The sequence below is a fragment of the Bacillus sp. FSL K6-4563 genome, assembly GCF_038630405.1.
Lineage (GTDB): Bacteria > Bacillota > Bacilli > Bacillales > Bacillaceae > Bacillus > Bacillus pumilus.
On the sequence record NZ_CP152030.1, the window covers coordinates 1,455,817 to 1,481,703 of the forward strand.

30 protein-coding genes are annotated in these 25,887 nt (G+C 41.6%); 26 read left to right on the forward strand and 4 right to left on the reverse strand.

What is annotated here, in order from left to right; all coding sequences use genetic code 11:
* Window positions 1-360: 360 nt before the first annotated feature.
* The 6 genes from cyoE to ctaG all read left to right on the forward strand — a co-directional run bounded on the left by cyoE (window position 361) and on the right by ctaG (window position 6,523).
* Window positions 361-1,278 carry a heme o synthase gene (gene cyoE / locus MHH54_RS07225; RefSeq protein WP_003211774.1) on the forward strand — a complete coding sequence of 306 codons (918 nt, stop codon included), beginning with the start codon at window positions 361-363 and terminating at the stop codon, window positions 1,276-1,278.
* 278 nt (window positions 1,279-1,556) lie between these two features.
* Complete coding sequence (coxB, locus tag MHH54_RS07230) at window positions 1,557-2,624, forward strand: cytochrome c oxidase subunit II (RefSeq protein WP_003212202.1); 1,068 nt, start codon at window positions 1,557-1,559, stop codon at window positions 2,622-2,624.
* Window positions 2,625-2,790: 166 nt separating this feature from the next.
* A complete protein-coding gene (gene ctaD / locus MHH54_RS07235) occupies window positions 2,791-4,662 on the forward strand; it encodes a cytochrome c oxidase subunit I (RefSeq protein ID WP_050945109.1) in 1,872 nt (623 codons plus the stop codon).
* Window positions 4,659-5,282 carry a cytochrome c oxidase subunit III gene (gene ctaE / locus MHH54_RS07240; RefSeq protein ID WP_088001578.1) on the forward strand — a complete coding sequence of 208 codons (624 nt, stop codon included), beginning with the start codon at window positions 4,659-4,661 and terminating at the stop codon, window positions 5,280-5,282. Before ctaD ends, ctaE begins: the two co-directional genes overlap by 4 nt.
* A 2-nt stretch (window positions 5,283-5,284) precedes the next feature.
* Window positions 5,285-5,614, forward strand: a complete 330-nt coding sequence (gene ctaF, locus MHH54_RS07245) for a cytochrome c oxidase subunit IVB (protein WP_003211520.1) — start codon at window positions 5,285-5,287, stop codon at window positions 5,612-5,614.
* Between the two features lie 30 nt (window positions 5,615-5,644).
* Window positions 5,645-6,523, forward strand: a complete 879-nt coding sequence (gene ctaG, locus MHH54_RS07250; RefSeq protein WP_268494188.1) for a cytochrome c oxidase assembly factor CtaG — start codon at window positions 5,645-5,647, stop codon at window positions 6,521-6,523.
* A 31-nt stretch (window positions 6,524-6,554) separates the two neighbouring features.
* On the opposite strand, the gene MHH54_RS07255 is transcribed toward ctaG, so the two are convergent.
* The gene (locus MHH54_RS07255) at window positions 6,555-6,920 is read right to left on the reverse strand and encodes a YugN family protein (RefSeq protein ID WP_106029745.1); all 366 of its coding nucleotides are present in this window, start codon (window positions 6,918-6,920) and stop codon (window positions 6,555-6,557) included.
* 161 nt (window positions 6,921-7,081) lie between these two features.
* Between MHH54_RS07255 and MHH54_RS07260 the strand changes: the two genes are divergently transcribed.
* The 9 genes from MHH54_RS07260 to coaD all read left to right on the forward strand — a co-directional run bounded on the left by MHH54_RS07260 (window position 7,082) and on the right by coaD (window position 12,140).
* On the forward strand, window positions 7,082-7,504 hold the full coding sequence (locus MHH54_RS07260; RefSeq protein ID WP_050945467.1) for a CBS domain-containing protein: 423 nt from the start codon (window positions 7,082-7,084) through the stop codon (window positions 7,502-7,504).
* Between the two features lie 122 nt (window positions 7,505-7,626).
* Window positions 7,627-8,670, forward strand: a complete 1,044-nt coding sequence (locus tag MHH54_RS07265; RefSeq protein ID WP_003212349.1) for a CAP domain-containing protein — start codon at window positions 7,627-7,629, stop codon at window positions 8,668-8,670.
* A gap of 108 nt (window positions 8,671-8,778) precedes the next feature.
* Complete coding sequence (locus tag MHH54_RS07270; protein ID WP_003212038.1) at window positions 8,779-9,192, forward strand: YlbD family protein; 414 nt, start codon at window positions 8,779-8,781, stop codon at window positions 9,190-9,192.
* Between the two features lie 19 nt (window positions 9,193-9,211).
* Window positions 9,212-9,460 (forward strand): YlbE-like family protein, encoded by a 249-nt coding sequence (locus MHH54_RS07275; protein WP_034619936.1) that lies wholly within the window; start codon window positions 9,212-9,214, stop codon window positions 9,458-9,460.
* A 72-nt stretch (window positions 9,461-9,532) separates the two neighbouring features.
* A complete protein-coding gene (locus tag MHH54_RS07280; RefSeq protein ID WP_050945107.1) occupies window positions 9,533-9,940 on the forward strand; it encodes a hypothetical protein in 408 nt (135 codons plus the stop codon).
* A 57-nt stretch (window positions 9,941-9,997) separates the two neighbouring features.
* Complete coding sequence (locus MHH54_RS07285; protein ID WP_007499807.1) at window positions 9,998-10,447, forward strand: YlbF family regulator; 450 nt, start codon at window positions 9,998-10,000, stop codon at window positions 10,445-10,447.
* Between the two features lie 66 nt (window positions 10,448-10,513).
* Window positions 10,514-10,786: a YlbG family protein gene (locus tag MHH54_RS07290; RefSeq protein ID WP_003212137.1), complete on the forward strand. Its 273-nt coding sequence runs from the start codon at window positions 10,514-10,516 to the stop codon at window positions 10,784-10,786.
* A gap of 280 nt (window positions 10,787-11,066) precedes the next feature.
* Complete coding sequence (gene rsmD / locus MHH54_RS07295) at window positions 11,067-11,654, forward strand: 16S rRNA (guanine(966)-N(2))-methyltransferase RsmD (protein WP_257736834.1); 588 nt, start codon at window positions 11,067-11,069, stop codon at window positions 11,652-11,654.
* A gap of 3 nt (window positions 11,655-11,657) precedes the next feature.
* Window positions 11,658-12,140, forward strand: coding sequence for a pantetheine-phosphate adenylyltransferase (coaD, locus tag MHH54_RS07300; RefSeq protein WP_044142001.1), 483 nt, complete (start codon window positions 11,658-11,660; stop codon window positions 12,138-12,140).
* Between the two features lie 13 nt (window positions 12,141-12,153).
* Here coaD and ylbJ read toward each other — a convergent pair whose 3' ends face one another.
* Complete coding sequence (gene ylbJ / locus MHH54_RS07305) at window positions 12,154-13,362, reverse strand: sporulation integral membrane protein YlbJ (RefSeq protein WP_113386985.1); 1,209 nt, start codon at window positions 13,360-13,362, stop codon at window positions 12,154-12,156.
* A 158-nt stretch (window positions 13,363-13,520) separates the two neighbouring features.
* On the opposite strand from ylbJ, the gene MHH54_RS07310 reads away from it, so the two are divergent.
* Both MHH54_RS07310 and MHH54_RS07315 read left to right on the forward strand, forming a co-directional pair.
* Complete coding sequence (locus MHH54_RS07310) at window positions 13,521-14,300, forward strand: patatin-like phospholipase family protein (protein ID WP_034619932.1); 780 nt, start codon at window positions 13,521-13,523, stop codon at window positions 14,298-14,300.
* Between the two features lie 4 nt (window positions 14,301-14,304).
* On the forward strand, window positions 14,305-15,333 hold the full coding sequence (locus MHH54_RS07315) for a SepM family pheromone-processing serine protease (protein ID WP_050945105.1): 1,029 nt from the start codon (window positions 14,305-14,307) through the stop codon (window positions 15,331-15,333).
* Between the two features lie 177 nt (window positions 15,334-15,510).
* Here the strand turns inward: MHH54_RS07315 and MHH54_RS07320 are convergent, their stop codons facing one another.
* Window positions 15,511-16,755, reverse strand: coding sequence for a nucleotidyltransferase (locus MHH54_RS07320; RefSeq protein ID WP_034620043.1), 1,245 nt, complete (start codon window positions 16,753-16,755; stop codon window positions 15,511-15,513).
* 206 nt (window positions 16,756-16,961) lie between these two features.
* Between MHH54_RS07320 and MHH54_RS07325 the strand changes: the two genes are divergently transcribed.
* The 3 genes from MHH54_RS07325 (at window position 16,962) to gerR (ending at window position 18,359) form a co-directional block, all read left to right on the forward strand.
* Complete coding sequence (locus MHH54_RS07325; protein ID WP_003210956.1) at window positions 16,962-17,480, forward strand: DUF177 domain-containing protein; 519 nt, start codon at window positions 16,962-16,964, stop codon at window positions 17,478-17,480.
* A gap of 26 nt (window positions 17,481-17,506) precedes the next feature.
* Window positions 17,507-17,680, forward strand: a complete 174-nt coding sequence (gene rpmF / locus MHH54_RS07330) for a 50S ribosomal protein L32 (protein ID WP_008354700.1) — start codon at window positions 17,507-17,509, stop codon at window positions 17,678-17,680.
* A 139-nt stretch (window positions 17,681-17,819) separates the two neighbouring features.
* Complete coding sequence (gene gerR, locus MHH54_RS07335) at window positions 17,820-18,359, forward strand: sporulation-specific transcriptional regulator GerR (RefSeq protein WP_106029737.1); 540 nt, start codon at window positions 17,820-17,822, stop codon at window positions 18,357-18,359.
* Between the two features lie 46 nt (window positions 18,360-18,405).
* Here the strand turns inward: gerR and MHH54_RS07340 are convergent, their stop codons facing one another.
* Window positions 18,406-18,885 (reverse strand): N-acetyltransferase, encoded by a 480-nt coding sequence (locus tag MHH54_RS07340; protein ID WP_003211702.1) that lies wholly within the window; start codon window positions 18,883-18,885, stop codon window positions 18,406-18,408.
* Between the two features lie 209 nt (window positions 18,886-19,094).
* Here MHH54_RS07340 and MHH54_RS07345 point away from each other — a divergent pair, with 209 nt between their 5' ends.
* The 6 genes from MHH54_RS07345 (at window position 19,095) to MHH54_RS07370 (ending at window position 25,785) form a co-directional block, all read left to right on the forward strand.
* Window positions 19,095-19,994 carry a 2-dehydropantoate 2-reductase gene (locus tag MHH54_RS07345; protein ID WP_003212350.1) on the forward strand — a complete coding sequence of 300 codons (900 nt, stop codon included), beginning with the start codon at window positions 19,095-19,097 and terminating at the stop codon, window positions 19,992-19,994.
* A 65-nt stretch (window positions 19,995-20,059) separates the two neighbouring features.
* Complete coding sequence (gene bshC, locus MHH54_RS07350; protein WP_342500825.1) at window positions 20,060-21,679, forward strand: bacillithiol biosynthesis cysteine-adding enzyme BshC; 1,620 nt, start codon at window positions 20,060-20,062, stop codon at window positions 21,677-21,679.
* Between the two features lie 128 nt (window positions 21,680-21,807).
* Window positions 21,808-22,239 (forward strand): division/cell wall cluster transcriptional repressor MraZ, encoded by a 432-nt coding sequence (gene mraZ / locus MHH54_RS07355; protein ID WP_003211163.1) that lies wholly within the window; start codon window positions 21,808-21,810, stop codon window positions 22,237-22,239.
* 70 nt (window positions 22,240-22,309) lie between these two features.
* The gene (gene rsmH, locus MHH54_RS07360) at window positions 22,310-23,242 is read left to right on the forward strand and encodes a 16S rRNA (cytosine(1402)-N(4))-methyltransferase RsmH (RefSeq protein WP_342500826.1); all 933 of its coding nucleotides are present in this window, start codon (window positions 22,310-22,312) and stop codon (window positions 23,240-23,242) included.
* 37 nt (window positions 23,243-23,279) lie between these two features.
* Window positions 23,280-23,627 carry a cell division protein FtsL gene (ftsL, locus tag MHH54_RS07365; protein ID WP_044141994.1) on the forward strand — a complete coding sequence of 116 codons (348 nt, stop codon included), beginning with the start codon at window positions 23,280-23,282 and terminating at the stop codon, window positions 23,625-23,627.
* 7 nt (window positions 23,628-23,634) lie between these two features.
* Window positions 23,635-25,785, forward strand: a complete 2,151-nt coding sequence (locus MHH54_RS07370) for a penicillin-binding protein (RefSeq protein ID WP_342500910.1) — start codon at window positions 23,635-23,637, stop codon at window positions 25,783-25,785.
* Window positions 25,786-25,887 lie beyond the last annotated feature (102 nt).

The following is a 25,887-nucleotide window of genomic DNA, read 5'->3' on the forward strand; positions in this document are numbered from 1 at the left end:
TCTAATTGAAAAACCTCACATGCTCTCAAGTTTAAGCCAAATGCGTGTTCTGTTGCAATTCATAATGACCAAAGTTCACAAAAAAATGATATGTTAGTTCACAAAGTTTACAGATTTAGAGTGCTTGATCTTTCTTTCACAGTCTGATAGAAATAGAGGAGAGAATATTTCATTTTGCACCGCCTTCTGAAACACAGATAAATCCTAATAAATTCACTAAAAGTTCACAAATAACTTCGAGATTGTCGTTTATTATTTAATAGGATGTTTTTTTACAGCTGTTTATCTTGTATGATAGAGTTGTAACGAATTTACGTTTCATTGTTTGTTTGAAGGTTTGGGCAAGGGAGGTTATACACATTGGCAAATTCCAAAACAGCCGCGGAAGCAGCTATTCATGGACAAATAGAAGAAACAACAGCTTGGAAAGATTTTCTTGCTCTGATTAAAATGGGCATCGTCAATTCCAACTTCATTACAACATTTACTGGAATGTGGCTTGCTTTTTATTTTACAGGGATGAGTTTCCTTGGGAATCTTGATATTGTGCTGTTAACAATGATTGGTTCTTCTCTTATTATTGCCGGTTCATGCGCCATTAATAATGCGTTTGACCGTGATATTGATATATTAATGGAAAGAACAAAAACAAGACCGACGGTTACAGGTAAGATTCAGCCGGGGCAAGCGTATGCATTTGGTATTTTGCTTGTTGTACTTGGACTCATCATGCTTCTGATGACAACTATCACATCAGCAGTGATTGGATTTATCGGAGTCTTTACTTATGCGGTTCTTTACACCATGTGGTCTAAACGCCATTACACCATTAATACCGTTATTGGAAGTGTATCTGGTGCGGTGCCGCCATTAATCGGCTGGACAGCTGTCACAGGTACAATCGACACAACGGCTTGGGTTTTGTTTATGATTATGTTCATTTGGCAAATCCCGCACTTCCTGTCACTTGCGATTAAGAAAACGGAAGATTACCGTAAGGCAGGTATTCCAATGCTGCCAGTCGTTTATGGCTTTGAAGTCACGAAGCGCCAAATCATCATTTGGACAGCATGTCTTCTCCCGCTTCCATTTTTCTTAGGTGGATTAGGATGGCCGATTGTAGCACTTGGCACATTGCTGAATATTGGATGGCTCGTCATTGGCCTTATGGGCTTTAAAATGAAAGACGTCATGAAGTGGTCAACGCTCATGTTCGTTTATTCATTAAACTACTTAACCATCTTTTTCGTCGCGATGATTATTATTACACTATTCTAGAGTAAAATACACTTTGATCACATCAAAACAAGGCTATATCTTATAACACAACATTTTCTAACAACTATGAAAGCCGCCTGATATTCAGTTCTATTTAGGCGGCTTTCTGTTTATACATAGATGGTATTTTGAGTAAAAACATCATTTTTTTATGAAAACAGGAAATGTAAGTGCTTTTATAAGAGGCGGGGGTTATGGATGGGTGAAAAGTGATTTTATAAATAAGAGGTAAAAAGCGAAAGGCAAAGGAGATCAAGCAAAAGGGGTTGGGACAAATTATGATAAGAAAATGGCGTGTTTATTCACTGTTTCTCTTATTGACGCTCGTTTTGGCGGGCTGTGGTGAACCATACTTATCAACACTCAAACCAGTTGGGGAAGTAGCAGATAAACAATTTTTCCTAACGGTACTGAGTACACTCATTATGGTTCTTGTCGTCATTGTTGTATCGATCATTTTCTTTTACGTCATCATTAAATTCAAACGTTCTAAAGTTGGAGAAGATACGATTCCAAAGCAGGTGGAAGGGAACCGTAACCTAGAAATTACGTGGACAGCGATTCCGATTCTTCTCCTCATTATTCTCGTTGTGCCTGTTGTGGCATACACGCTTGAGCTTGGGGATACAAGCGCTATGGATAAGAAAAAACGAGATCCTGAAAAGACACTTGTTGTCAATGTAAGAGCCAGTTTATATTGGTGGGAATTCGAATACCCTGATTATGGGATTGTCACGAGTCAGGAATTGATTGTACCGACAGATCAAAAGGTCTACTTCAAGCTGAAAGCATCTGATGTGAAACACTCTTTCTGGGTTCCATCGGCTGGCGGTAAAATTGATACAAACACAGACAATGAAAACAAGTTTTATTTAACCTTTGATTCAAAACGAACGAAAGATGCAGGAGAATATTTCTACGGGAAATGTGCGGAGCTTTGCGGTCCCTCGCATGCTTTAATGGACTTTAAAGTTAAAACGCTTTCTCAAGATGAGTTTTTAGGATGGACGAAAAAAATGGCTGATTACAAGAAGCCTACATCCACAAAAGATCTTGCCCTTGAAGGTGAAAAATTATTTAAAGAGAAAAACTGCTTGAGCTGTCACGCAGTAGAGCCTGGGGACGAACGGCCGGAAGCAGCAAGGACAGCACCAAACCTTGCAACCTTCGGAGAGCGAACGAAAGTAGCTGGAATTAAAGACATGAACAAAGAAAACGTGAAAGCATGGCTGAAAGATCCAGAGAGCTTTAAACCAGGAAATAAAATGACAGGGACGTACCCTAAATTAAATGACTCAGAAGCAGATGCACTTTATGAGTATTTAAAAGGACTTAAAATCGAGTAATTTCTAATAGGAATGTGTAAGAGGGTAATTAATCGATGTGAAGTTTTTGTTAAGAGCTCCCGAATATGTCTCTACAACCAAGAAGTAGCCATCTGTCAGACACAGTCTGTGTAAAGTTAAAACATCTATATGAAAAGGGACAAATGGGAGATAAGAGGGGGATTTCATGGTGAGTACTATAGCTAAAAAGCGGGGGTTTGGCGCTGTCTTATGGGATTACTTGACGACGGTTGACCACAAAAAAATTGCCATACTATATTTAGTGGCAGGGGGATTTTTCTTTTTAATTGGCGGCCTGGAAGCGATGATAATCCGTATTCAGCTAGCCATCCCAGAAAATGATTTTGTAAGTGCAGGGTTTTACAATGAAGTCATGACGATGCATGGAACAACGATGATTTTCCTTGCAGCAATGCCGCTTTTATTTGCATTAATGAATGCGGTTGTACCTATTCAAATTGGTGCACGTGACGTAGCGTTTCCATTTGTGAATTCACTTGGTTTTTGGCTGTTCTTTTTCGGAGGAATTTTCTTAAATCTTGGATGGTTTATGGGCGGGGCACCTGATGCAGGCTGGACTGCATACGCTTCGCTCACGCTGAATTCAGAAGGACACGGCATGGATTTCTATATTTTAGGGTTGCAGATAGCGGGTATTGGTACGCTAATTGCCGGAATCAACTTTCTTGCAACGATTATTAATATGAGAACGCCTGGTATGACGTATATGAGAATGCCGCTCTTTACTTGGACGACATTTGTCGCCTCAGCACTGATTTTATTCGCATTCCCGCCGCTTACTGCAGGGCTTGCGATGCTGATGCTTGATAGAATGTTTGATACGAGCTTTTTTAATCCAGAGCTCGGCGGAAATACAATCATCTGGGAGCATTTGTTCTGGATTTTCGGACACCCAGAAGTTTATATCTTAATCCTGCCAGCATTCGGAATATTTTCTGAAATCATTCCAGTGTTTGCAAGAAAAAGGCTGTTTGGCTATTCGTCTATGGTGTTTGCGACTGTATTGATTGGTTTCCTTGGATTCATGGTGTGGGCGCATCACATGTTCACAACTGGACTTGGTCCGATTGCCAATGCGATCTTTGCTGTAGCCACAATGGCGATTGCGGTGCCTACAGGAATTAAAGTATTTAACTGGCTGCTCACCATATGGGGCGGTAATGTGAAGTTTACAACGCCGATGCTGTATTCCGTTGCCTTTATACCGTCGTTTTTACTTGGCGGGGTAACCGGAGTCATGCTTGCAGCAGCTGCAGCAGATTATCAGTTCCATGATACGTACTTTGTTGTGGCGCATTTCCACTACGTCATTATCGGCGGGGTTGTATTCGGTATTTTAGCTGGTGTGCATTACTGGTGGCCGAAGATGTTTGGAAAAATACTGAATGAGAAGCTTGGGAAAATTGGCTTTGTGCTGTTTTTCGTCGGTTTCCATTTAACCTTCTTTATCCAGCATTTTCTCGGTCTTTGGGGCATGCCGCGCCGAGTCTTTACATTCTTGCCGGGTCAGGGGCTAGACCTTGGGAACTTGGTCAGTACGATTGGGGCACTGTTCATGTTTGTAGCTGTTGTCATCATGCTGATTAATATCATCTGGACGACAGCAAAAGGGGAGCGTGTATCGGGCGATCCTTGGGGAGATGGAAGAACGCTTGAATGGGCAGTGTCTTCACCTCCGCCAGAATATAACTTTAAACAGCTTCCGCTTGTCAGAGGACTAGATCCATTATGGATTGAAAAAATGGATGGTAAAAAAGGAATGACAGCATCTGAACCGCTCGATGATATTCACATGCCGAATAATTCCATCTTACCTGTCATTATCTCATTCGGTCTATTTGTGTCAGCGTTTGGCTTCATGTATCGTCAAGAGCATAGCTGGGGGCTTCCAGTGATTCTCATTGGTCTTGGCATTACATTTGCAACCATGCTGGTTCGCTCTCTTAAAGACGATCATGGGTACCATATTCACAAAGAAGATTTGACCGATGACGATGATAAAGGGGTGAAAGCATAATGGAACCACAAAAAATGACAGCAGAAACTTTTCCGGCTTCTCCTGAGAAAGCCACGTTAGAAGGAAAGAATAAGTTCGTCGGGTTCTGGTTGTTTCTTGGGGGAGAAACCGTTCTGTTTGCATCGCTCTTTGCCACGTATTTGGCGCTGAAAAACTCTAATGCAGGCGGAGCAAAAACAACTGATATGTTTGATCTCACGCTTGTCTTTATTGCCACGATGCTACTACTAACGAGCAGTTTAACGAGTGTGTATGCAATGTATCATATGAAAAACTTTGCCTTTAAAAAGATGCAGCTTTGGCTTGGTGTGACTGTGCTATTAGGTGCTTCATTTTTAGGGGTTGAGATTTATGAGTTCTATCATTATGTGCATGCGTATGATTTTACCATTACCAGCTCAGCTCTTGGTTCCTCCTTCTATACACTTGTAGGAACTCACGGGGCTCACGTCGCCTTTGGACTTTGCTGGATTACCGCTCTTATGATTCGAAATATGAGACGCGGACTCGATTTATACAATGCGCCGAAATATTATGTGGCAAGTCTGTATTGGCACTTCATTGATGTTGTGTGGGTCTTCATCTTTACCGTTGTATATTTAATGGGAATGGTGGGATAAGAATGGGAAATAAAAACACAAATCAGTCTAAAGTCGATCTTGTATACCGTAAAAAGAAAAATGCCGAAGAAATGAAGCATCAGCTCATTTCTTTCGGCTTGATGATTGGATTAACCTTTGTTGCCTTTTTAACAATCGCTTCTGAAGACGTAGGAAACTGGTTCGCAGTACCATTTATTTTACTGCTTGCCGTTATTCAGGTGGCTTTTCAGCTTTATTATTTTATGCACATGAACCAAAAAGGGCATGAAACACCCGCATTGTTTCTTTACTCAGGTGTGTTTGTCGCGTTTATTACCGTATTAGCCTTTTTGACCATTATTTGGTGGTAAGCCCGCTTTGCCCTTGAAGGAGGCGCAGCAATGGAGAACTTAGAAATATTCGGATTTCGGGCATTATGGAGCCCTTACTATTTGACTAGTATTGTCATAGCAGCTGCTCTTTATCTGCTTCTTGTGACAAAGGGGAAGCATCGTGCGACGGTAAAAGAGAAAACGTTGTTTCTGACGGGGCTTGTTCTGTTATACGCCGTAAAAGGAAGCCCAGTTGATTTAATGGGGCATATTATGTTTAGTGCACATATGGCGCAAATGGCGGTGCTCTATTTAGTCATTCCGCCTCTCCTTATTACAGGATTACCTGTGGCCATTTGGGAGCGGATCATACAAATACCAGGCATTCAGCAGATGTTTCGTTTGTTTTCCAAGCCTTTAATTGCATTGCTAGGATTTAACGGCTTGTTTTCGATGTACCATATTCCGCTTGTGTTTGACTTTGTGAAAACAGATCCGTTTTATCATGCGCTGATGACAGTGGTCATTTTTATCGCTGCCTTTTTCATGTGGTGGCCGCTCGTTCATAAAGTCCAAAGTCAGCCTCAGATTACAGGCATTTTAAAGCTTGGTTATATCATGGCAGACGGGATATTAATGACTCCTGCGTGTGCACTCATCATGTTTAGTGAGGCACCGATCTATGCAACCTATTCTGATGCTGGTGCTTGGATACAGGCGCTGCATCTATGCGTACCAAGTGATACGCTGGCAGGTCTTGCGCTCACAGGTCCTGAAATGTTCCATACCTTGCCGCTGCTAGAAGACCAGCAGCTAGGTGCGATTTTGATGAAAATTATTCAGGAGATTGTGTACGGCTCGATCCTTGCTGTTGTCTTCTTTGACTGGGCAAGAAAAGAAAGAGCGAAAGATGCCGTACCAGATGCCCTGATTCCGAAATATGAATGAAAAAAGCACAGCCGGATGGCTGTGCTTTCGTTTATGCTTCTGCAGTCATTGCTTCTAGTTTTTCTTTCAGCTGTTCAAGTGTTTTTTTGCTTGATTGGATGAGAGACTTAGGGAAATCTTCGCCTTCGCCGTATTCAACACCGTGCGGATAATAATGTTTTCCGAGTAAAGGTGTGAGAAGCTGTATGTGTGCTCTTTTTGAACCAACATCCCCTTCGGTGGCGTAGCCGGAAATGCGTAAATAAAAGGTTCCCTCTACCATGTTATACTTTCTGTCGTACGTCACACGCTCATAATCCCATTGATCGGCTCGTACAAATCCTTCACTTTCCATGATGAAATCTAATTTATTTAAGTCAGCTGCTACCTTTTCAATCCCCGTACCTTCAAACTTCACCCAAAACCCCTCCTTATAAAAATTCCCTTTACTGACAATCATAGTATGAAAGCGTTAAACTTTCAACTGTGAAAGGTATGTTCTTTTATAACCTGGTTACAGTAATAAAGAAAATAACAGATGGAGGAATCAACGTGAAAACAAAAAAAATCAAAGATATTATGACAAAAAAAGTAGTGACATGTCAGCAAGATGACAATACGTATGAAGCGGCAGTCAAAATGAGAGAAGCAGACATTGGAGCCATTCCCGTGGTTAACGGAGATCAGCTCGTTGGTATCGTGACAGACCGTGACCTTGTACTCAGAGGCATTGCAGAAAAAAAGCCAAACTCACACGAAGTAGGCTCGCTGATGACGAAGGAAGTACTGACAGCAGAAGAAGATGCAACGCTTGAAGAAATTGTCCGGCTGATGTCAGAGCACCAGCTTCGCCGCATTCCTGTTGTGAAGAACGGTGCATTAACAGGGATTGTCGCTCTTGGAGATTTATCCGTCGAAGATTTATCGAATGATCGCGCAGGAGATGCACTGACAGAAATCTCTCAGCAGGATCAAGATCATGGGCAAGGATTTCTTCATTAAGAGGGGCATATTTTAAATTCGTGTTAAATAGGCTGTATTGTCGTTGATAAATAGAGCGAGTTTTGTTTAAATGACAGTAGAAGGTACTTTTTGTACCTTGCCAATTTAACGGAGGTGTTTATTTGAAAACTGTGCTCAAAACACTCCTCATCCTCCTGATTATATCTGGAACGTACGTTCTGTTTATTCAATATGGATCTTCACCAGAAAAAGAAAACAGCAATGAACCGAAGGTGTCTAATGAAGAAACATCTAGCGATAAGCCGATCAACATCCCGAAAAAGGGGCTCATGTCCTTTATGGGGAAATCTTCAAACGAAGTGCTTAAACAGCTGGGAGAACCAGATCGCATTGATCCTTCCGCATATGATTATGACTGGTGGATATACAATCAATCGAAGAAGCACTATATTCAAGTAGGGGTAAAGGATAGTAAAGTGGTGACATTGTTTGCAACAGGAGACGGGCTCAATGTTGAACCGTTTAAAATCGGTCAAGCCACAAGTGAGGTATTTAAAAAAACACAAATTGCACCTTACATTCATGTAGAGGATGAACAAAATTCATACCGCTTTGAATTCTCAGAAGATGATATGAATACAAGACCTACCGTGAAAGTGGACGATGATGTATATGTTCAGCTTTACATGGATAAGTTTGAAAGCACCCTTTCAAGTATTAGGGCGTTTAACGCAGATACATTTGTGAAACAAAAGCCATACGAAGTCGTCTATCGTGGTCAATTGATAGAACCAGAGGCAATATCGGGTGAAAAATGGAAAGAGATCGAAGCTTCCAGTCAAAAACAAATTTTTGATATGACCAATATAATTCGTCATAAGTACAAACTGCCGATCTTAAAGTGGGATGATGAAACCTCTGAAGTGGCATTCATGCATAGTGAGGACATGAAAGAGAATCATTATTTCTCCCATGAATCTAAAAAATACGGTACGCTGAAAGACCGATTAGAAAGAGGCGAGGTGGCATTTCAGCTCGCAGGTGAAAACATTGCCTATAATTATGTAGATGGACCTGCAGCGGTAGAAGGCTGGCTCAATAGTGAAGGTCATAGGAAGGCGTTATTAAATAAAGATTACACACACCTTGGCGTCGGTGTGAAAGAAAAATACTACACCCAAAACTTCATTAAAAAAACATCTTAAACGAAAGCAGCTGCACCATCGCAGCTGTTTTTTTGATTGAAAAAGAGGCTCACCAAAATAACTGCTGATGTATATAGTATAGTAGGCATTTGTATGGGGGGTGAGGATATGACAAACAAGCAAAAACAAACATCCATTGATGAATTTAAACAATTCGTCAGACGCCATCCGAAGTTAATTCAAGAAGTGCAAACGCAAGAAAAAAGCTGGCAAAGTGTATACGAAAATTGGGTCATGTTTGGTGAGGAAGATGAGATGTGGTCTCCTTACCGGCAAACGCAATCTGGAGACGTGAAAGAAGAAAAAGACTCTAAGCCAAGTGAAGCGGGAAAAGCCGATTTTATGTCTAAAATGGTTTCTGCTGTGAAAAAAATGGACGCTGATCAAATGAATGAACAAATCAACAAAATGAGCCAGTCTATTTCCTCTTTACAAAGCTTACTCGGACAATTTTCATCAAATGGCTCAAAGAAAGGTTCATCTGGAGGCAGTCAGCACCCATTCTCCTTCAGGAAAGATTAAGTGAAAGGGGATGCTTTTGGTGCGGAAAGAAGTACTGGAGTTTGTCATGGCCGAAGAGGATCGAATCAAATTCATCAGACAGCGTCCTCTCTGGTACAGACAGCTGACTCGACATCCTGATAAGCTATCGTCCTTTGAATTAGATAAAATGAATTTTTACGAAAAAACCATTCCTCATCGTGTGAGTCAGTTGAGTAACAGTGTCCAAATGGCTGAAATGATGATTCAAATGTTCCAAGCAATGCGCAATCAAAATGGAGCCGGATGAGGCTTTTTTGAGTTGATTAAGATGTCTATTTCCTGAGCATCCTATAAAAGTAGATGAAAGGAGAATCAGATGATGAAATGGATGCTGTCAATATGCGCATTGCTTTTTCTTGTCACCGGGTGTCAAAGTCAACATGAAGAGAAGCAAGTCATAAAGCAAGATCCAGCTGTACATGTGATGCAGCAAGCCCAAAGCGAAATGAAGCAGCAAGGTTTTTTAAAATACAAAGTGCAGGGGTCTTCTGTTTATATAGAAAGTACACTGCAAGATTTTCATCTTGAGCCTACGCGACTAAAAAAGGATGAGAAGGCGGGATATTTTACAGTGTATGTAGACGGAAAACGTGCAGGCAATGAATATACTGCTGCATTTGTGGTCAAGCATCTCTCAAAAGGAAAGCATAAAATGACCGTTGTGCTCAATTCTCGTCATCCAGAATATAGGCAGAAAAGAGAGACATGGGATGTATTTGTGACGTAAAAGCATTTTCTGATCCATAGGTTTCGTGGTAAACTATGAATTGGAGGTGCATCATTTATGTATGCGACAATCGAATCTGTGGAGCTCCAAGAGGAAGCGAATCAATTGGCTGCCATGATTCTTCAGTCGGAGGAGGCTGAACATTACCGCAACTGCTTTAAGCGTCTCCAGCAAGACGAAGAAGCCCAACAAATTATTGCCCATTTTACAAAAGTAAAAGAGCAATATGAGGATGTGCAGCGGTTCGGCAAATACCATCCGGACTATAGAACGATCTCAAAGGAAATGCGTGAGGTCAAAAGAAAGTTAGATCTTCACGATACAGTGGTTGATTTCAAAAAAGCAGAAACAGCGATTCAATCCATCTTAGATGAGATTAGTATTGAAATCGGTCAAGCTGTATCAGCATATATCAAAGTTCCAACAGGGAACCCATATTTTGATGGTCTATCATCATGCGGCGGTGGCTGTGGATCTGGTGGCAGCTGTGGCTGTAAAGTATCTTGACGAGACTTGAATGTCTCGTCTTTTACATAATGACTGAAAAGAATTGAAAAAGCGGCAGGTGAAAAGATGGAAACCAAACGTCAAGGGATGGTCGTTTGGCTGCATTCGTTAAAGCAGTCAAAGGCGCTAAGAAAATTTGGAAATGTTCACTATATTTCACGGAAAATGAAATATGCAGTGATCTATTGTGATATGAATGATCTCGAGCGCCATATGGCTAAGCTCAGCTCATTGCCATTTGTGAAACGTGTTGAGCCTTCATATAAACCCTTTATTAAATTAGAGTACGAATCCAAATTGGACAAAGCAAAAGAGTATGATTATAAAGTGGGCTTTTAAAGACACAAAAAAACCCCCGCGGCATCACCCGCGGGGTCCTTCTATTCTTAATGATTCATTAAGGAGAAGGCAAAGGGAGAGGAGAAACCGGAGGAAGAACTTATGGGGAAACGTAAGTCTTCTCCGCGGTTGGCAACAGCACCACATCAGATGCTGTTATAAGTAGTATGACCCCGCTTTCCTTGATCTATACATAGTAAATGAATGAAAGTCTGCGCATTGTCCCCTGCGGAGTGTTGTGGTAAGATAATGTTGGATTTTTTGTCATACACAATAACCAATAGAAGCAAGCAGAAAAAGTGGTGGAAAAATGAGAGTCATCTCTGGAACGAGAAAAGGCCGCACACTTAAAGCGGTACCAGGTCAATCAACAAGACCGACGACAGATAAGGTAAAAGAATCGATATTTAATATGATCGGCCCGTATTTTGATGGCGGATGGGCCCTTGATTTATTTGCGGGAAGCGGTGGTTTAGGGATTGAAGCGCTTTCTAGAGGATTCGATCATTGCATATTCGTTGATCGAGATATGAAGGCGATTCAAACGATAAAAGGAAACCTCAATCAATTGGAGCTGATTGATCAAAGTGAAGTGTTTCGAAACGAGGCAAAGCGTGCACTTGCAGCCGTTGTGAAACGAGAGGAATCCTTTCAAGCGATCTTTCTTGATCCGCCTTACAAAGATCAACAGCTAAAAGCACTTCTTGACATGATTGACGAGCATGCCTTATTAACAGATGACGGCGTAATCGTGTGTGAGCATGATAAGGACGTTATACTGCCAGAGGAAGCTGGACAGCTTTACATATCAAGACAGGAACTGTACGGGTTGACTGGTATTACGATCTATAGAAAGCGGGGAAATTAAAGCATGGGGAACATAGCCGTTTGTCCGGGTAGCTTCGATCCAGTCACATTGGGCCATTTGGATATCATCAAAAGAGGTGCAAAGATCTTTGATGAAGTGTATGTATGTGTACTAAATAACTCATCCAAGAAACCGTTATTTACCGTTGAAGAACGGTGTGAGCTCATTCGCCAAGCGACGAAGGATCTGCCAAATATCAAAGTCGAATCCTTTCACGGTCTGCTTGTTGATTATGCGAAACAAAAAGAAGCCAAAGTCATTTTACGCGGATTAAGAGCTGTGACAGACTTTGAATATGAAATGCAGGGCACATCAATGAATAAAGTGTTAAACGATGACATTGAAACGTTTTTCATGATGACCAACAATCAGTATTCCTTCTTAAGCTCAAGCATTGTCAAAGAAGTAGCGAAATATGATGGTTCAGTCAAAGACCTTGTGCCAAAAGAGGTAGAAGAAGCGCTGATAGAAAAATTTAAAGGATGAGTGCACTGTGCACTCATCCTTTTTTTAATTTCTGATAGTATAGCGCCGTATACAAGATCAAGCTGCATAGCGTGATCAAAGGGCCAACTGTCACAAGCTGATTCCAAAGCACACTGCTGTACATGACGACCTGCTGGCTTGCTTCAAAGGCACCTGCTGGGAGAGCCATGTCAGATCGAGAGACATAAAGAGGCTTGAACAATAAGAAGGCAAAAACAGCTGCATAAATCCCGTGAAGCAAACGAGCGAAGAAAAACGGTTTAAAGCGTATATCTGTTGCCGCCAGAATGCCAGCGACCTGAGCTTGAACAGAAAACCCGCTGAATCCTAATATAAAGCTGACGACAATCGTTTTAGCAAGAAGGGTGACTTCCTGTGACCCTGTCAGCTGACTTCCTAATGTGATTTCAAATAAACCGGCAATCATCGCAAGATCTAATTCTGGCGGAAGGTGCATCGTTTGCAGCATATATCCGATCCCTATGGATAAGAGATCCGTCACATGAACAACTGACAGCATTTTGCTAAACACAGAAAATAAGATAATAAAGCCGCCAATCATAAAGAGTGTTTGGACTGATGACATGACCGCATCACTTAAAATTTGGCCGAGCGGTCTTTTCTCTGCGAGTCTTGCTGTATGAAGAGCGCTGAATGCCTCTTGAAACGGTGGGAATAAAATTTGCTTACGGCTTCTCAGATGTGCATCATGCCGTGCTTTATATCCTCGCATCGTCACCCCAACAGCGAGATTCCCTAAATAATGTGCGCAGGCCAAAACAATTCCTAAAGCTGGATGATGAAAAAAACCAACAGCCACCGCACCGAAAATAAACAATGGGTTCGATGAATTTGTAAAAGAAACGAGGCGCTCTGCTTCGATTTGTGTCAGTTGTCCTTCTTGCCTGAGTCTTGTGGTTAATTTCGCACCAGAAGGAAAGCCTGATGCCATTCCCATCGCTAGGACAAATCCGCCTACACCAGGCACTCGAAAGATGGGGCGCATAAATGGCTCTAATAATACCCCGACAAATCTGACAATCCCGAAACTAATTAATAGCTCGGACAAAATAAAAAAAGGAAGCAATGATGGAAATACAACCTCCCACCACATTGCAAGTCCATTTTTAGACGCTTGCAAAGAGGCTTGTGGATGTGTAATCACAGTGGCTGTTAAAAAGATAAAAAAAGCAGCGATGAACAGAGTGTTCCATTTTTTCATGGAGATTTCGCCCCTTGCCGTTATGATCTATTGGCGAGCTCGTGATCAAAAAAGAAAGAAACTAGCCGAGCCTGTCTTCTATTACTATACGAGCAGAAGGGGCATGTTTAGACCAATAGATTCGTATATATGCATAGAAAAGAGGAGGGTGGATTTTCATGAGGCGACCAGTCATCGGGCTTGCGTTAGGCTCTGGAGGTGCGAGGGGAATGGCACATATCGGAGTTTTATCTAGTCTTGAGAAACAAGGTATTCAGGTAGATATGATTGCTGGCAGCAGTATTGGCGCACTTGTTGGGAGCTTTTATGCGGCAGGACAGGACGTAGAAAAAATGAAAAAACTTGCACTTGTCTTCAGAAAAAAGTATTATGCTGACTATACACTGCCAAAAATCGGTCTTTTAAAAGGAAATCGAATTTTGCAGCTGATTCACACGTTTACATATGGGAAAAAATTCGAAGAATTAAAAATGCCCCTTGCAGTGGTTGCCTGTGACCTCGAGACAGGGGAGAAGGTCGTGTTTAAAAAAGGGTCTGTCTCACAAGCAGTCAGAGCAAGCATCAGCATTCCGGGCGTGTTTGTTCCTCATGAAATGGGCGGCAGACAGCTAGTGGATGGAGCGGTTGTGGACCGCATTCCTGTGTCTGTTTTAAAAGATATGGGCGCAGACCTCATCATCGCCTCTGATGTATCAAGAGTGAAAAAAACGGAAAAGGCGACGAGATTATCGGATGTGATTATGCAAAGTTTGGACATCCTTCAAAATGAATTGGTCCGTCATCAAACCATTCACGCTGATGTCATGATTCGGCCGAGGCTTGAAACATTTAGCTCGAGTGCGTTCGCGCAGGTGCAGGAGATGATTGAAGCAGGTGAGCTTGCCGCAGATCAACTAACAGGTACACTGAAAGATGTCATTGATAAATGGGAGTGTTAATCGAATGAAAAAATTAAATATTCGCTGGCTCAGCTTTTTTGTCGTTATCCTTGTATTATGTGGCTTAACCTTTGTCAAACTGCCATATTACGTGACAAAGCCGGGTGATGCAACCGAGATTGCTCCCCACATTCAAGTAGACGGCGGATATGGCGAGAAGGGCAGCTTCTCTCTTATGACAATTAAAGTAGGTCCAGCCAATCCGTATACGTATTTGCTTGCGAAAATGAATAAATATGATGAAATCGTCCCAGAAGAAAATATTAAAGCGGACGGGGAGTCGGATCAAGATTATATGAAACGGCAGCTTCAGCTGATGAAAAGCTCGCAAGAAAATGCCATGATTGCAGCATATACAAAAGCAGGTAAAAAAGTAGATTATACGTTTAACGGCGTATATGCAAGCTACGTGATGAAAGGAATGCCTGCTTACGGCAAAATTGAAGTGGGCGACCGAATTAAAAGCGTTGATGGCAAGACCTATGATTCTGCTGATAAAATGGTTTCGTATATCAGCAGCAAAAAAGCAGGTACATCTGTCCGTTTTGTCCTTGAACGAAATGGCAAAGACATGACGGAGAAAGTGACGTTAAAACCATTTAAAGAAGAGCCGAATCGAGTTGGAATTGGCGTATCATTATTTACAGACCGAAATGTGAAAGTCTCACCTTCTATTAAGGTGGATATTGAAAATATCGGCGGACCGTCAGCGGGTCTTATGATGTCACTTGAAATTTATAACCAGCTGACAAAAGAAGACGAAACACATGGCTATGCGATTGCAGGAACGGGAACGATTGACGCCGATGGAACGGTCGGTCCAATTGGTGGAATCGATCAAAAGGTCGTGGCGGCAGATAAAGCAGGAAAAGATATATTCTTTGCACCGAATGATAAAGGTGATCCAAATTCAGACTATAGAAATGCTGTCAAAACAGCGAAAGATATTAAAAGTGATATGAAAATTGTGCCTGTAGATACAATGCAAGATGCCCTGAACTATTTAAACAAATTAAAAGAGAAAGCATCTTAATCAAAAAAGAGCAGCCTTCATAAAGGCTGCTCTCAGCATGTAGACAAACCTTTGCATTCTTTGTCAGGACTGCAAAGGCTTTCTATTATGCTGAAAAGAAGACAAAGGCTAAAATAAAGATCATTTTAGCCCTGTGTCAACAATTTGGAGCAGCCTTCCGCAAGGCTGCTTTTTTTGCTAAGACTGGAAGAGACCAGTCTCTTCATCATATCGGATCGGTGAGGTTTTAAATTCCGCTTCCGTTAAGTTCGTTTGCATCGGCTCACTAACGGGCAGGCTGAAGACGCGGGATGCGCGAATATCAAGATTAAGTGCGGGATGTGAAAAGGCAGACAGCTTACTGACGAGCGGCACGTCCAATTCTTTTTTCACAAGAGATAAGTATTGCTGCCCTTTCTTTGACATACCAAGTAAACGAATATAAGGCGCTTTTTTCTCTTTCAGCAGCTCATGCATGGCACTCTTTTTCACCCTCATTAAGAGATGTGTGTTCATCCGTTGCAGCCTCGTCCACGTATAGCGTTTTGTTTTCACAAGTGATAGATATTCCTCGTAGGAGGACGCATGTGTAATCGCCTTTTGCATGCGGTGTTCGATGCCTTCTTCGATTTCATAGATGCCTTCTAGTTCTGCCGTATCCATTGTGTGAAAAACGTGTTTTAAGAAGCTAAAGTAGGCTTCTTGTGTATGTAGAAGACCATATGAAGAATGATAGTCATGTAATTGCTTGAGCGTAGCTTCTGGGAGATAAGGGGCGACTGTTTCAAATGTACCATGATCTTTTAACGCTTTTCGTATACTTGTTGCGCTTGCGATTTTCTGATTTTCAGGTAGTTCTTCATCATGATAACCAGATGAAATCCTTTGAGAGGTAAAGGGCTGCATGTGAGGGGATCTCTCCAAGATGGCTTTGACATAATGGAAACCTAAAATGTTATTGGGCAGAGACAGATCCAGTAAGTGCTTAGGATCAATCACCTCTTGAAACGCAGCAGCAGCTGCAGCTGGATAACTAAGGCCCTCTTTTACTTTTCCTTTTGTGAAAAGGTCAATTTCTTCTTTTTTCTCATGCCAAGCACGAGCTGTTCGCTCGAATGCTTTGATGTCACCATCCTCGCTGCCGAAAAAAAGGGAGCGGCATTTTAAAGCATCTAGAATCGCCACAGCACCGTTTGCAAAGGTTTCTGCCTTTTGCACTGCGTATATGTATGGAAGCTCACACACAATGTCTACACCGTTTTGCAGTGCCATTTTTGTCCGCGCCCATTTTGAGACGATGGCAGGCTCACCGCGCTGGAGGAAGGAACCGCTCATGACGGCAATGGCAACATCTGAGGAGGTATGTGTTTTCGCCTGACGAACATGATAGGCATGTCCATAATGAAATGGATTATACTCGACAACGACTCCTGTTGCTTTCAATAGATGTTCCGCCTTTCTTGCTATGGTTAAATGGTCTATGCTACAGTAGCATAAGAGAAAAATGAAGCCCATTTTTTTCAGTGTAGGCATTCCGAGAACTGATGTCAAACAACGCTCTGACATCACAAAGGACTGTAAAGAAAAAATATTGACAAATAACATGAGGAAAGCTATAATCATGTTTGTTGCTCTTAGAGGTGATACAATTGAAATGGACAGTTTATCAGTTACATCAAAAAGCTAAAAACAGCTTCGATTTTCATGAGACGGTTGACTTAAATGAACTTACTAGCCTTCATTCAGATATACGTCGCATTTCACCGGTAGAGGTGAAAGGGACTGGAGTGATCGAATCAAAGCAAGTCGCATTTGATTTAACCATCACAGGTGAAATGACATTGCCTTGTTCAAGAACGCTTGTTGATGTAAATTATCCATTTGCGATTTCAACGAAAGAACTATTTGTACTTCATAAGACAGACGACATAGAAGATGAAGACGTTTCTATTGTAGAAGACGATATCATCGACTTAACGCCTTTAGTCAAGGAAGAAATTCTTCTTGAAGTGCCGATGCAAATCTTTTGCGACCAAACGGACGTAAAAGGTGCTGCACCACAAGAAGGGAATGACTGGGCGGTCATTTCGGAAGATGCACATCAAAACCGAATTGATCCGCGTCTGGAAGGCTTGAAGAAGCTCTTAGAAGAAAATAATGAATCTTAACTTAACTCTTTAAGGAGGTGGGAATAATGGCTGTACCTTTTAGAAGAACTTCTAAAATGAAAAAAAGATTGCGTCGTACGCATTTCAAACTACAAGTACCTGGTATGGTAGCTTGCCCAGAATGCGGTGAAATGAAAATTTCTCATCGTGTCTGCAAATCTTGCGGAACATACAAAGGCAAAGACGTAAAAAGCAACTAATGCTTGATAAAAAAACGTGAGGGAATTCTTCCCTTGCGTTTTTTTATTTGTCTATTTTTTAGGATTCTCTCCTGCAAATAGTCTATCTACTCTAGTAGGCGCATATGATGTGGTATTCAGATTCAGGGGGGATGATCAATTGACAATTACAAGGCAGGACGCATGGACACAGGATGAAGATTTACTTTTAGCAGAAGTTGTCTTAAGGCACATTCGAGACGGAGGAACGCAGCTTTCCGCATTTGAGGAAGTCGGGAAAGCATTGTCAAGAACAGCGGCAGCATGTGGTTTCAGGTGGAACTCATACGTTAGAAAACAATATCAGGCAGGCATAGAGCTGGCAAAAAAACAGCGGAAAGAATTGCGCAAAAAAATAGGTATTCATTCCTCTGGTTTACCACAGCATGCGTTAACCATAGAAGAGAAGACTACTTCAAATCAGGCTGAATTGACCCTTCGAGAAGTGATTCAGTTTTTAGAGCAGCTTGAAAAAGAACCTGATGGACCTACTCATTTACGCGAAGAACTGGCAGATGCACAGCATCAATTGAAGTCACTTACAGAAGAAAATGAACACTTAAAGCGGCAATTAAAAATGACAGAAGAAGATTACCGGGCACTCATAAGTATTGTTGAAAGAGTCAAACAGAATATCAGCTTAAAAGAATATGCTAAATAAAGAGACGCCCCTCACAAAGAAAGGAGGGGCGTTTTGTGATCAGGATTTAAGCGGATTCACCTGTATTTTTTTGAATATGTGCGGGCTCCCAGATGAGGGGATTTTCACCCTTATCGCGCTCCATATCATATTTGACTGCTTCAAAGCCCATTTTATCCCAAAAACCAGCAGATTTGACGCGCGGATTGGTCCGAATTGGCAATCCGAACGATTTAGCGAATTCAACAAGTGCTTCGCCGTACCCTTTGCGCTGATACCCAGGAAGCACTTCCAGCTTCCACAGCTCTAAATAATCATGGTTGTGGTTAAAATACGTTGTCGTTGAGCCGTCCACTTGATAAAGGCTCATACGTGCCACTAGCTTATCTCCAAAATAAATCCCATAAAATGGAGAGTTGCTGTCATTTTCAATCATATTGCTTTCAAGGTCTTCGAGCATGGATAGCTCTTGTATGCCGTATTCCTTAAATTGTTTAAATTCCTCTAACGTTTTGTAATTAATTAGAAGTCGTTTTACTTGTGCCATATGATCTTCCCCCTTACACACATAATGTCGACAGTGATGTCATTGAAGGCGTTTTCATCCCACCCGCCTCAAAAAGTTTTTACACTTATTATTATAGTTTTTAAATTAAAAAAATTCAATCATAGCGCGCCATCTGCTTTTTGCATCACGACATGAACCTGTTAAAATAGTTGATATCATGAAGTAAACGAAAAAGGGATGTGCGGCAGTTGAATATTGGAATCATTGGCGGCGGTGCGATTGGTCTGCTTTGTGCTAGTTATTTATCACAGCATCATGACATCACAGTCTTTACAAGAAGAAACGAACAGGCAGAAGAGATTCGAGCAGTAGGCATTGAGCGAACAGTAAAAGGAGAAACATGCCAGGCGGCTGTTCATGCACAGACAGGAATAACAGGAGAATTTGATTTGCTCATCGTGACAGTGAAATATCATCATTTGCAAGATGTACTTGGTGAACTATCGACATTACCTCCTCATCGTATCTTATTCTTACAGAACGGAATGGCTCACTTATTAGATTTGGAGAATTGGAAAACGGGACATTCATTATACATAGGTGTGGTAGAGCACGGAGCTATGAAGATGTCAGATCATGCAGTGAACCATACAGGTATCGGTGTCATTAAGTGGGGGGCATTTCAGCATGAAGAAGCAGCTGATATAAAAAAAGCATTGAATGAGACATCATCTCATTTTCAGATGATCTATACGGATGAATGGAAAAAGGTGCTGGAGGAAAAACTGCTTGTCAATGTCTGTATTAATCCGCTCACGGCTTTGCTGCATGTGAGAAACGGGGAATTGATCGCAAACCCTTCATATGAATACATGATGAAATGTGCATTTGAAGAAGCAGTTTCCATCTTGAGCTTACATGAAAAAGAGCGGCTCTGGTCTTATGTAGTCTCTGTTTGTGAGAAAACGGCTGAGAATCAGTCGTCTATGCTTCAAGATATAGTGAAAGGCCGCCAAACCGAAAGAAAAGCCATCCTTGGCTATCTTTTAAAAAAGGCTCAAGCTCACAGCGTTGCGGCGCCACATCTCACTTTCTTTGATCGAAGCTTGGAAGTATTGGAAAAAAAGCAAACAAAATCTTTTGAGTGAGCTCATTTACATGCTATACTTTTTTCGGGAAACTAACTATTTATTGAAGAAAGGAAGTTCTAAACATGCAATTGACTGAACTTTCCATCCGAAGTCAGAATTTATTCATACGTGATTATATAGAAGAAAAAAAAGAGATGACGACTTTTTTTGATTATGATATACATTCTGAGCACACATGGAAAAAGAGATACGACGATCTCATGGAAATGAGCTTCCCGCGCGAGGCTTTAGCGGATTATATGAGCGCGTACCACGCAAAGTTTGAATCGAAAGCGATGCGCCAGAACATTGAAAAGATCCGTGATGAACGGAGTGTCATGGTGGTCGGAGGACAGCAGGCTGGTCTATTAACAGGACCGCTTTATACCATACATAAAATCATATCCATCATTCAGTTTGCAAAAGAAAAAGAAACAGAGCTTGGCGTCCCGGTGATTCCGGTCTTTTGGGTAGCCGGTGAGGATCATGACGTAGATGAAATTAATTTTGTGTACACATCTGGCGAAAAAGGGCCAGTGAAACAAAAGCTGTCATTACATAACGTCAAAAAAGCGGCTGCGAAAAGAATCCCGCTTGATCAAGAAAAAACCGAGACATGGCTCCGTGATGTGTTTTCAACGTATGAAGAATCTGCATACACCAATGACTTGTTTGATCAGCTTCTTCGATGTTTACGCAAATCACAAACGTTTACTGATTTCTTTGAATGGATTGTATGTGACCTCTTTGAAGAGGATGGGCTGCTTTTATTTAATTCAGGTGACTTAGGTGTCAAACCACTCGAGCGTCCGTTATTCAAGCACATTGTCGAGACAAATGATGCAGTTACTGCTCGCTTAAATGAATCACAGGCTGCTATGAAACGAGCAGGATATCAGCCAATTATTGAAGCTGGTGACAATCAGGCGAATCTGTTTTACGAATATGATGAGGAACGTTTCCTGATTGAAAAAGAGAACGGCCGGTTTTCTATATCAGAAGTGGGGCTTACGTGGACGAAGGAAGAGCTTTTGCAGGAAGTGGAGGAGCACCCAGAACGGTTTAGCAACAATGTGGTGACGCGTCCCTTGATGCAGGAAACCCTTCTCCCGACACTTGCCTTTATGGCAGGACACGGTGAGGTTAACTATTGGGGAGAACTGAAAGGAATCTTTGAGCATTTTAAATTAAAGATGGCGCCTGTTCTTCCGAGACTGCATGTAACCCTTCTTGAAAGGCACATCGACAAGAAACTGCCAGTTAGAGAACTGTCGGTAGAAGAAGTGCTGACAAATGGAGTGAAAAAAAAGAAAGAAGCGCACTTTCAGCAAAGTCTTCCAGACAGCTTTGTTCAAGCGGTTCAACACGCCAAACGTGAATTAGCAAATGCTCATGACGTGATGAGACAAGAAGCACTGGAGATTGAACCAAACTTCGAGCAGCTGCTAGATAAAAATGCCAAATTTATTGAAGACCAGCTTCAATTTGTTTATCAAAAGGTTGCGCAGCGTGTGGAAGAGAAGGAAGGATATATCCTTCGGGACTTTGAACGGATTGAAAATAGTTTAAAACCACTAGATGCTCCGCAAGAAAGAATTTGGAATATCATGTACTTTTTAAACAAATATGGTCCAGAATTCTTCAAAACATTCAAAAATATGCCATTTTCATTTCAAAACAAGCAACAAATTGTCAAACTTTGAAATAAAGTTTTAATGAACCCTGACTAGTTCAGGGTTTTTTTTTATGTAGAAACAGTGTAGAATAAGTTTTGTGGAGAGAAGTGGTGGATAGTGGAGAGTATGGGTGAGAAAGTGGGGCTCTGATTATCATGTTCATGGGTGAATACCAACATACGATTGATACAAAAGGGCGCATGATCATCCCTGCTAAATTTAGAGACGGTCTCGGAGAACAGTTTGTGCTGACGAGAGGGCTTGATCAATGTTTATTTGGCTACCCTATGAGTGAGTGGAAACTAATCGAAGAGAAACTCAAAGCACTACCGCTAACGAAAAAAGATGCACGTGCGTTTACCCGGTTCTTCTTCTCTGGCGCAGTCGAATGCGATCTGGACAAGCAGGGGCGTATCAACATCGCATCAAACCTACTCCAATATGCAAAACTCGAAAAAGAATGTGTGGTCATCGGCGTTTCAAATCGAATTGAGTTGTGGAGTAAGTCGATCTGGGAACAATATACAGAAGAGCAAGAAGATTCTTTTGCTGAAATTGCTGAAAACATGATTGGATTTGATATATAATAATCCCTTGTGCAGCAAGCTTTCTACACATTCATTCATTTCTATTTGAAAAAGGTGGGACCATAACATCATGTTTCAACATGAGACAGTATTATTAAAAGAAACAGTTGACGGTTTAAACGTAAAAGAAGACGGTACATATGTGGACTGCACGCTAGGCGGAGCAGGTCATAGCTCATATTTACTATCTCAATTATCAGAAAAAGGAACATTGATTGGATTTGACCAAGACGATGCTGCACTGGATCATGCACGAGAGAAGCTCGCGGATTCTAAAGCGAACATTCTTTTCATAAAAAGCAACTTCCGATATTTAAAAGAACGTCTGAATGAACAAGGTATTACAAGCGTAGACGGTGTGATTTTTGACCTTGGGGTATCATCTCCTCAGCTCGACACACCAGAGAGAGGCTTTAGTTATCACCATGATGCACCTCTTGACATGCGAATGGATCAATCAGCCGCATTGTCGGCAAAAAAAGTGGTAAATGAATGGCCATTTGAAGATCTAGTTCGGATTTTCTACAAATATGGGGAAGAAAAGTTCAGCAAGCAAATCGCACGCAAAATTGAAGAAGCAAGAAAAAAAGCACCAATTGAAACAACGGCTGAGCTTGTTGACATTATCAAAGAAGGAATTCCGGCACCTGCAAGACGAACTGGCGGACATCCAGCGAAAAGAGTGTTTCAAGCGATCCGAATTGCCGTAAATGATGAATTGAAAGTATTTGAAGAAGCACTAGAACAAGCAATAGAGTTACTCAATCCGAAGGGGAGAATTTCTGTCATTACATTCCATTCACTTGAAGACCGGATTTGTAAAAGTACATTTAGAGAAATGTCTTCTCTTCCAGAACTTCCGCACGGACTACCAGTGATTCCAGAAGGACTTGAACCAAAGCTGAAGCTGATCACGAGAAAACCGATCGTTGCATCAGAACAAGAGCTGGAACATAACAACCGTGCCCGTTCAGCGAAGCTCCGAATTGCAGAAAAAAAGTAAAACGACACCATAGATGATGATAAAAAGGAGGTTTCTTATGAGTAATTTGGCTTATCAAAGAGAAGTGAAGCAACATCAAACAGAGCAGCAAGGCCAATCGGTTGTCATTAAAAGAAGAGGTTCTATCACACTTGGTGAAAAAATCTTACTTGTCATGTTTGTCATGGCTCTTATGTGCAGCTCGATTCTCATCATTTCTAAAGCCTTTGCTGTCTATCACGCCAATATCGAAGTGCAGAAGCTAGAACAGCAAGTATCTTTAGAATCGAAGAAGATCACTGAGCTACAAAAGGAAAAAGACTTGCTGAGTGAACCAGAAAGAATCATTGATGCCGCAAAAAAAGCAGGCTTAACTATTTCGAAAGATGTTAAGAAGGTCGATTAACATGGCGATGCCTAAAAAGAATAAAATGATGAACAGAGGCGCGGCAATTGCGAGTATTTGCTTCGCCCTGTTTTTCTTTATCATCCTAGCACGTTTTATCTATATTCAAATTACAGGAACGGTTGATGGACAAGTATTAGCTGCCAAGGCAAATGAACAATATCAATCGAAGAAAACACTTGAAGCAAAAAGAGGATCTATTTTAGACCGGAATGGAAATGTGATCGCTGAGGATACATCTGTGTATAAGCTCATTGCGGTCATGAGCAAGAAAATGACAGTGGACCCTAAGCATCCAATGCATGTCGTCGATAAAGAAAAGACGGCAAAAGAGCTCTCGAAAGTCATCGATATGAGTGAAAGCGAAATTTTAAAGCGTCTCAATACAAAAGATGCATTCCAAGTGGAGTTTGGTAAAGCGGGGAAGGATATTAGTTTTTCAACGAAGGAAAAAATTGAAAAGCTAAAGCTTCCAGGTGTTGCTTTTGAAAAAGACACGAAGCGATATTATCCTAACGGCATGTTTGCTTCTAACCTCATCGGTTATGCCAGATTAAATGAGGCGACAAAGGACATGTCAGGTGCAATGGGACTTGAGAAGGCACTGAACAAATTTTTAAAAGAAAAAGACGGCTATGTGACATATAACAGTGACAGAAGCGGATGGGCATTGCCGAATAGTAAAGAAGACATTGTCGCCCCGAAAGACGGGAAAAATGTCACGCTGACCATCGATCAGAAAATTCAAGCGTTTCTTGAAGAAAGTATGACGCAGGTTGCCAAAAAGTATAAGCCGAAGAAAATCATTGCCACAGTCGTTGATCCGAAAACTGGGAAGGTTCTCGCGATGGGGCAGCGGCCAAGCTTTAATTTAAATGAACTAGACATTACGAATTATAACAATGATGTGATTTCATATGCGTTTGAACCAGGTTCAACGATGAAGATCTTTACCCTCGCTGCGGCGATCCAAGAAGGGGTCTACCAAGGCAATGACAAATATCAATCTGGTACTTATAAAGTAGGCGGCGGACTTGTCCGAGACCATAACAACGGAAATGGCTGGGGGAAAATTGACTTTCATCAAGGAGTTCTTCGCTCGTCAAATGTGGCCTTTGCAAAGCTGGCAAAAGAAAAACTAGGTTTCACACGATACGAACAATATTTGCAGAAGTTCCATTTCTATGACAAAACGGGGATTGACTTGCCGAACGAAGCGTCTAGTAAAATCAATTATAGATATGAATATGACAAAGCATCGACAGCTTATGGTCAAGCATCAGCCATCACACCGATTCAACAAATCGAAGCAGCCACTGCGATAGCAAACGGCGGAACAATGATGAAGCCATATGTCATTGACCATATTACAGACCCGAACACAAACAAAACGATTTTGCAGCACGAACCAACAGCGGCAGGAAAACCGATTTCATCTGATACAGCGAAGCAAGTTCGTGACATTTTAGGTGAGGTTGTTTCCTCGAAAATTGGAACAGGTCAGCCTTATCAAATCAAAGGCTTCGACGTTGCTGGAAAAACAGGAACTGGACAAATTGGCGGTGCCGGCGGTTACCTCCAAGGAAGAAACGATTATGTCTTTTCATTTATGGGAATGGCGCCAAAAGATGATCCGAAGCTACTTGTTTATGTGGCTGTCCAGCAGCCGCAGCTGTCTGAAACAGAAACGGGGTCAGCTCCGGTTTCTCAAATCTTTAACCCTGTCATGAAAAATAGTTTGCTATATTTAAATATTGCACCAACAAAAACAGACGATAAGAAATCAGGCGAACAAAAAGTGAAACAAGAAACGATGCCTTCATTCCTGGATTTAGAAGTGAAGCAGGCAGAAACAAAAGTCAAAAATAAACACTTAACACCTGTTGTCATCGGCGACGGTCTGTCCATTAAACGCCAGTGGCCGAGTGCGGGCTCTGAATTCTCTGAAAGCCAGAAAGTCTTCTTGAAAACAGCAGGGAAAACCATTAAGATGCCTGATATGACAGGCTGGTCCAGAAGAGAAGTCCTTCAATATGCTTCGATTGCCGGTGTGCATATAGAAACAAATGGACAAGGCTATGCTGTGAAACAAAGTGTCAAAAGTGGAGCGGAGATTTCAGACAAAGTCGTCACTGTGACATTTAAAAGCCCAAATTAACTGTAAACCTAGCAAATCACTTGCTAGGTTTTTTCTTTTGCTCCAGCAGAATATCACGGTGCGTTCTACAAAAGGACGGGCCTGCATATGATGAAAACAAGC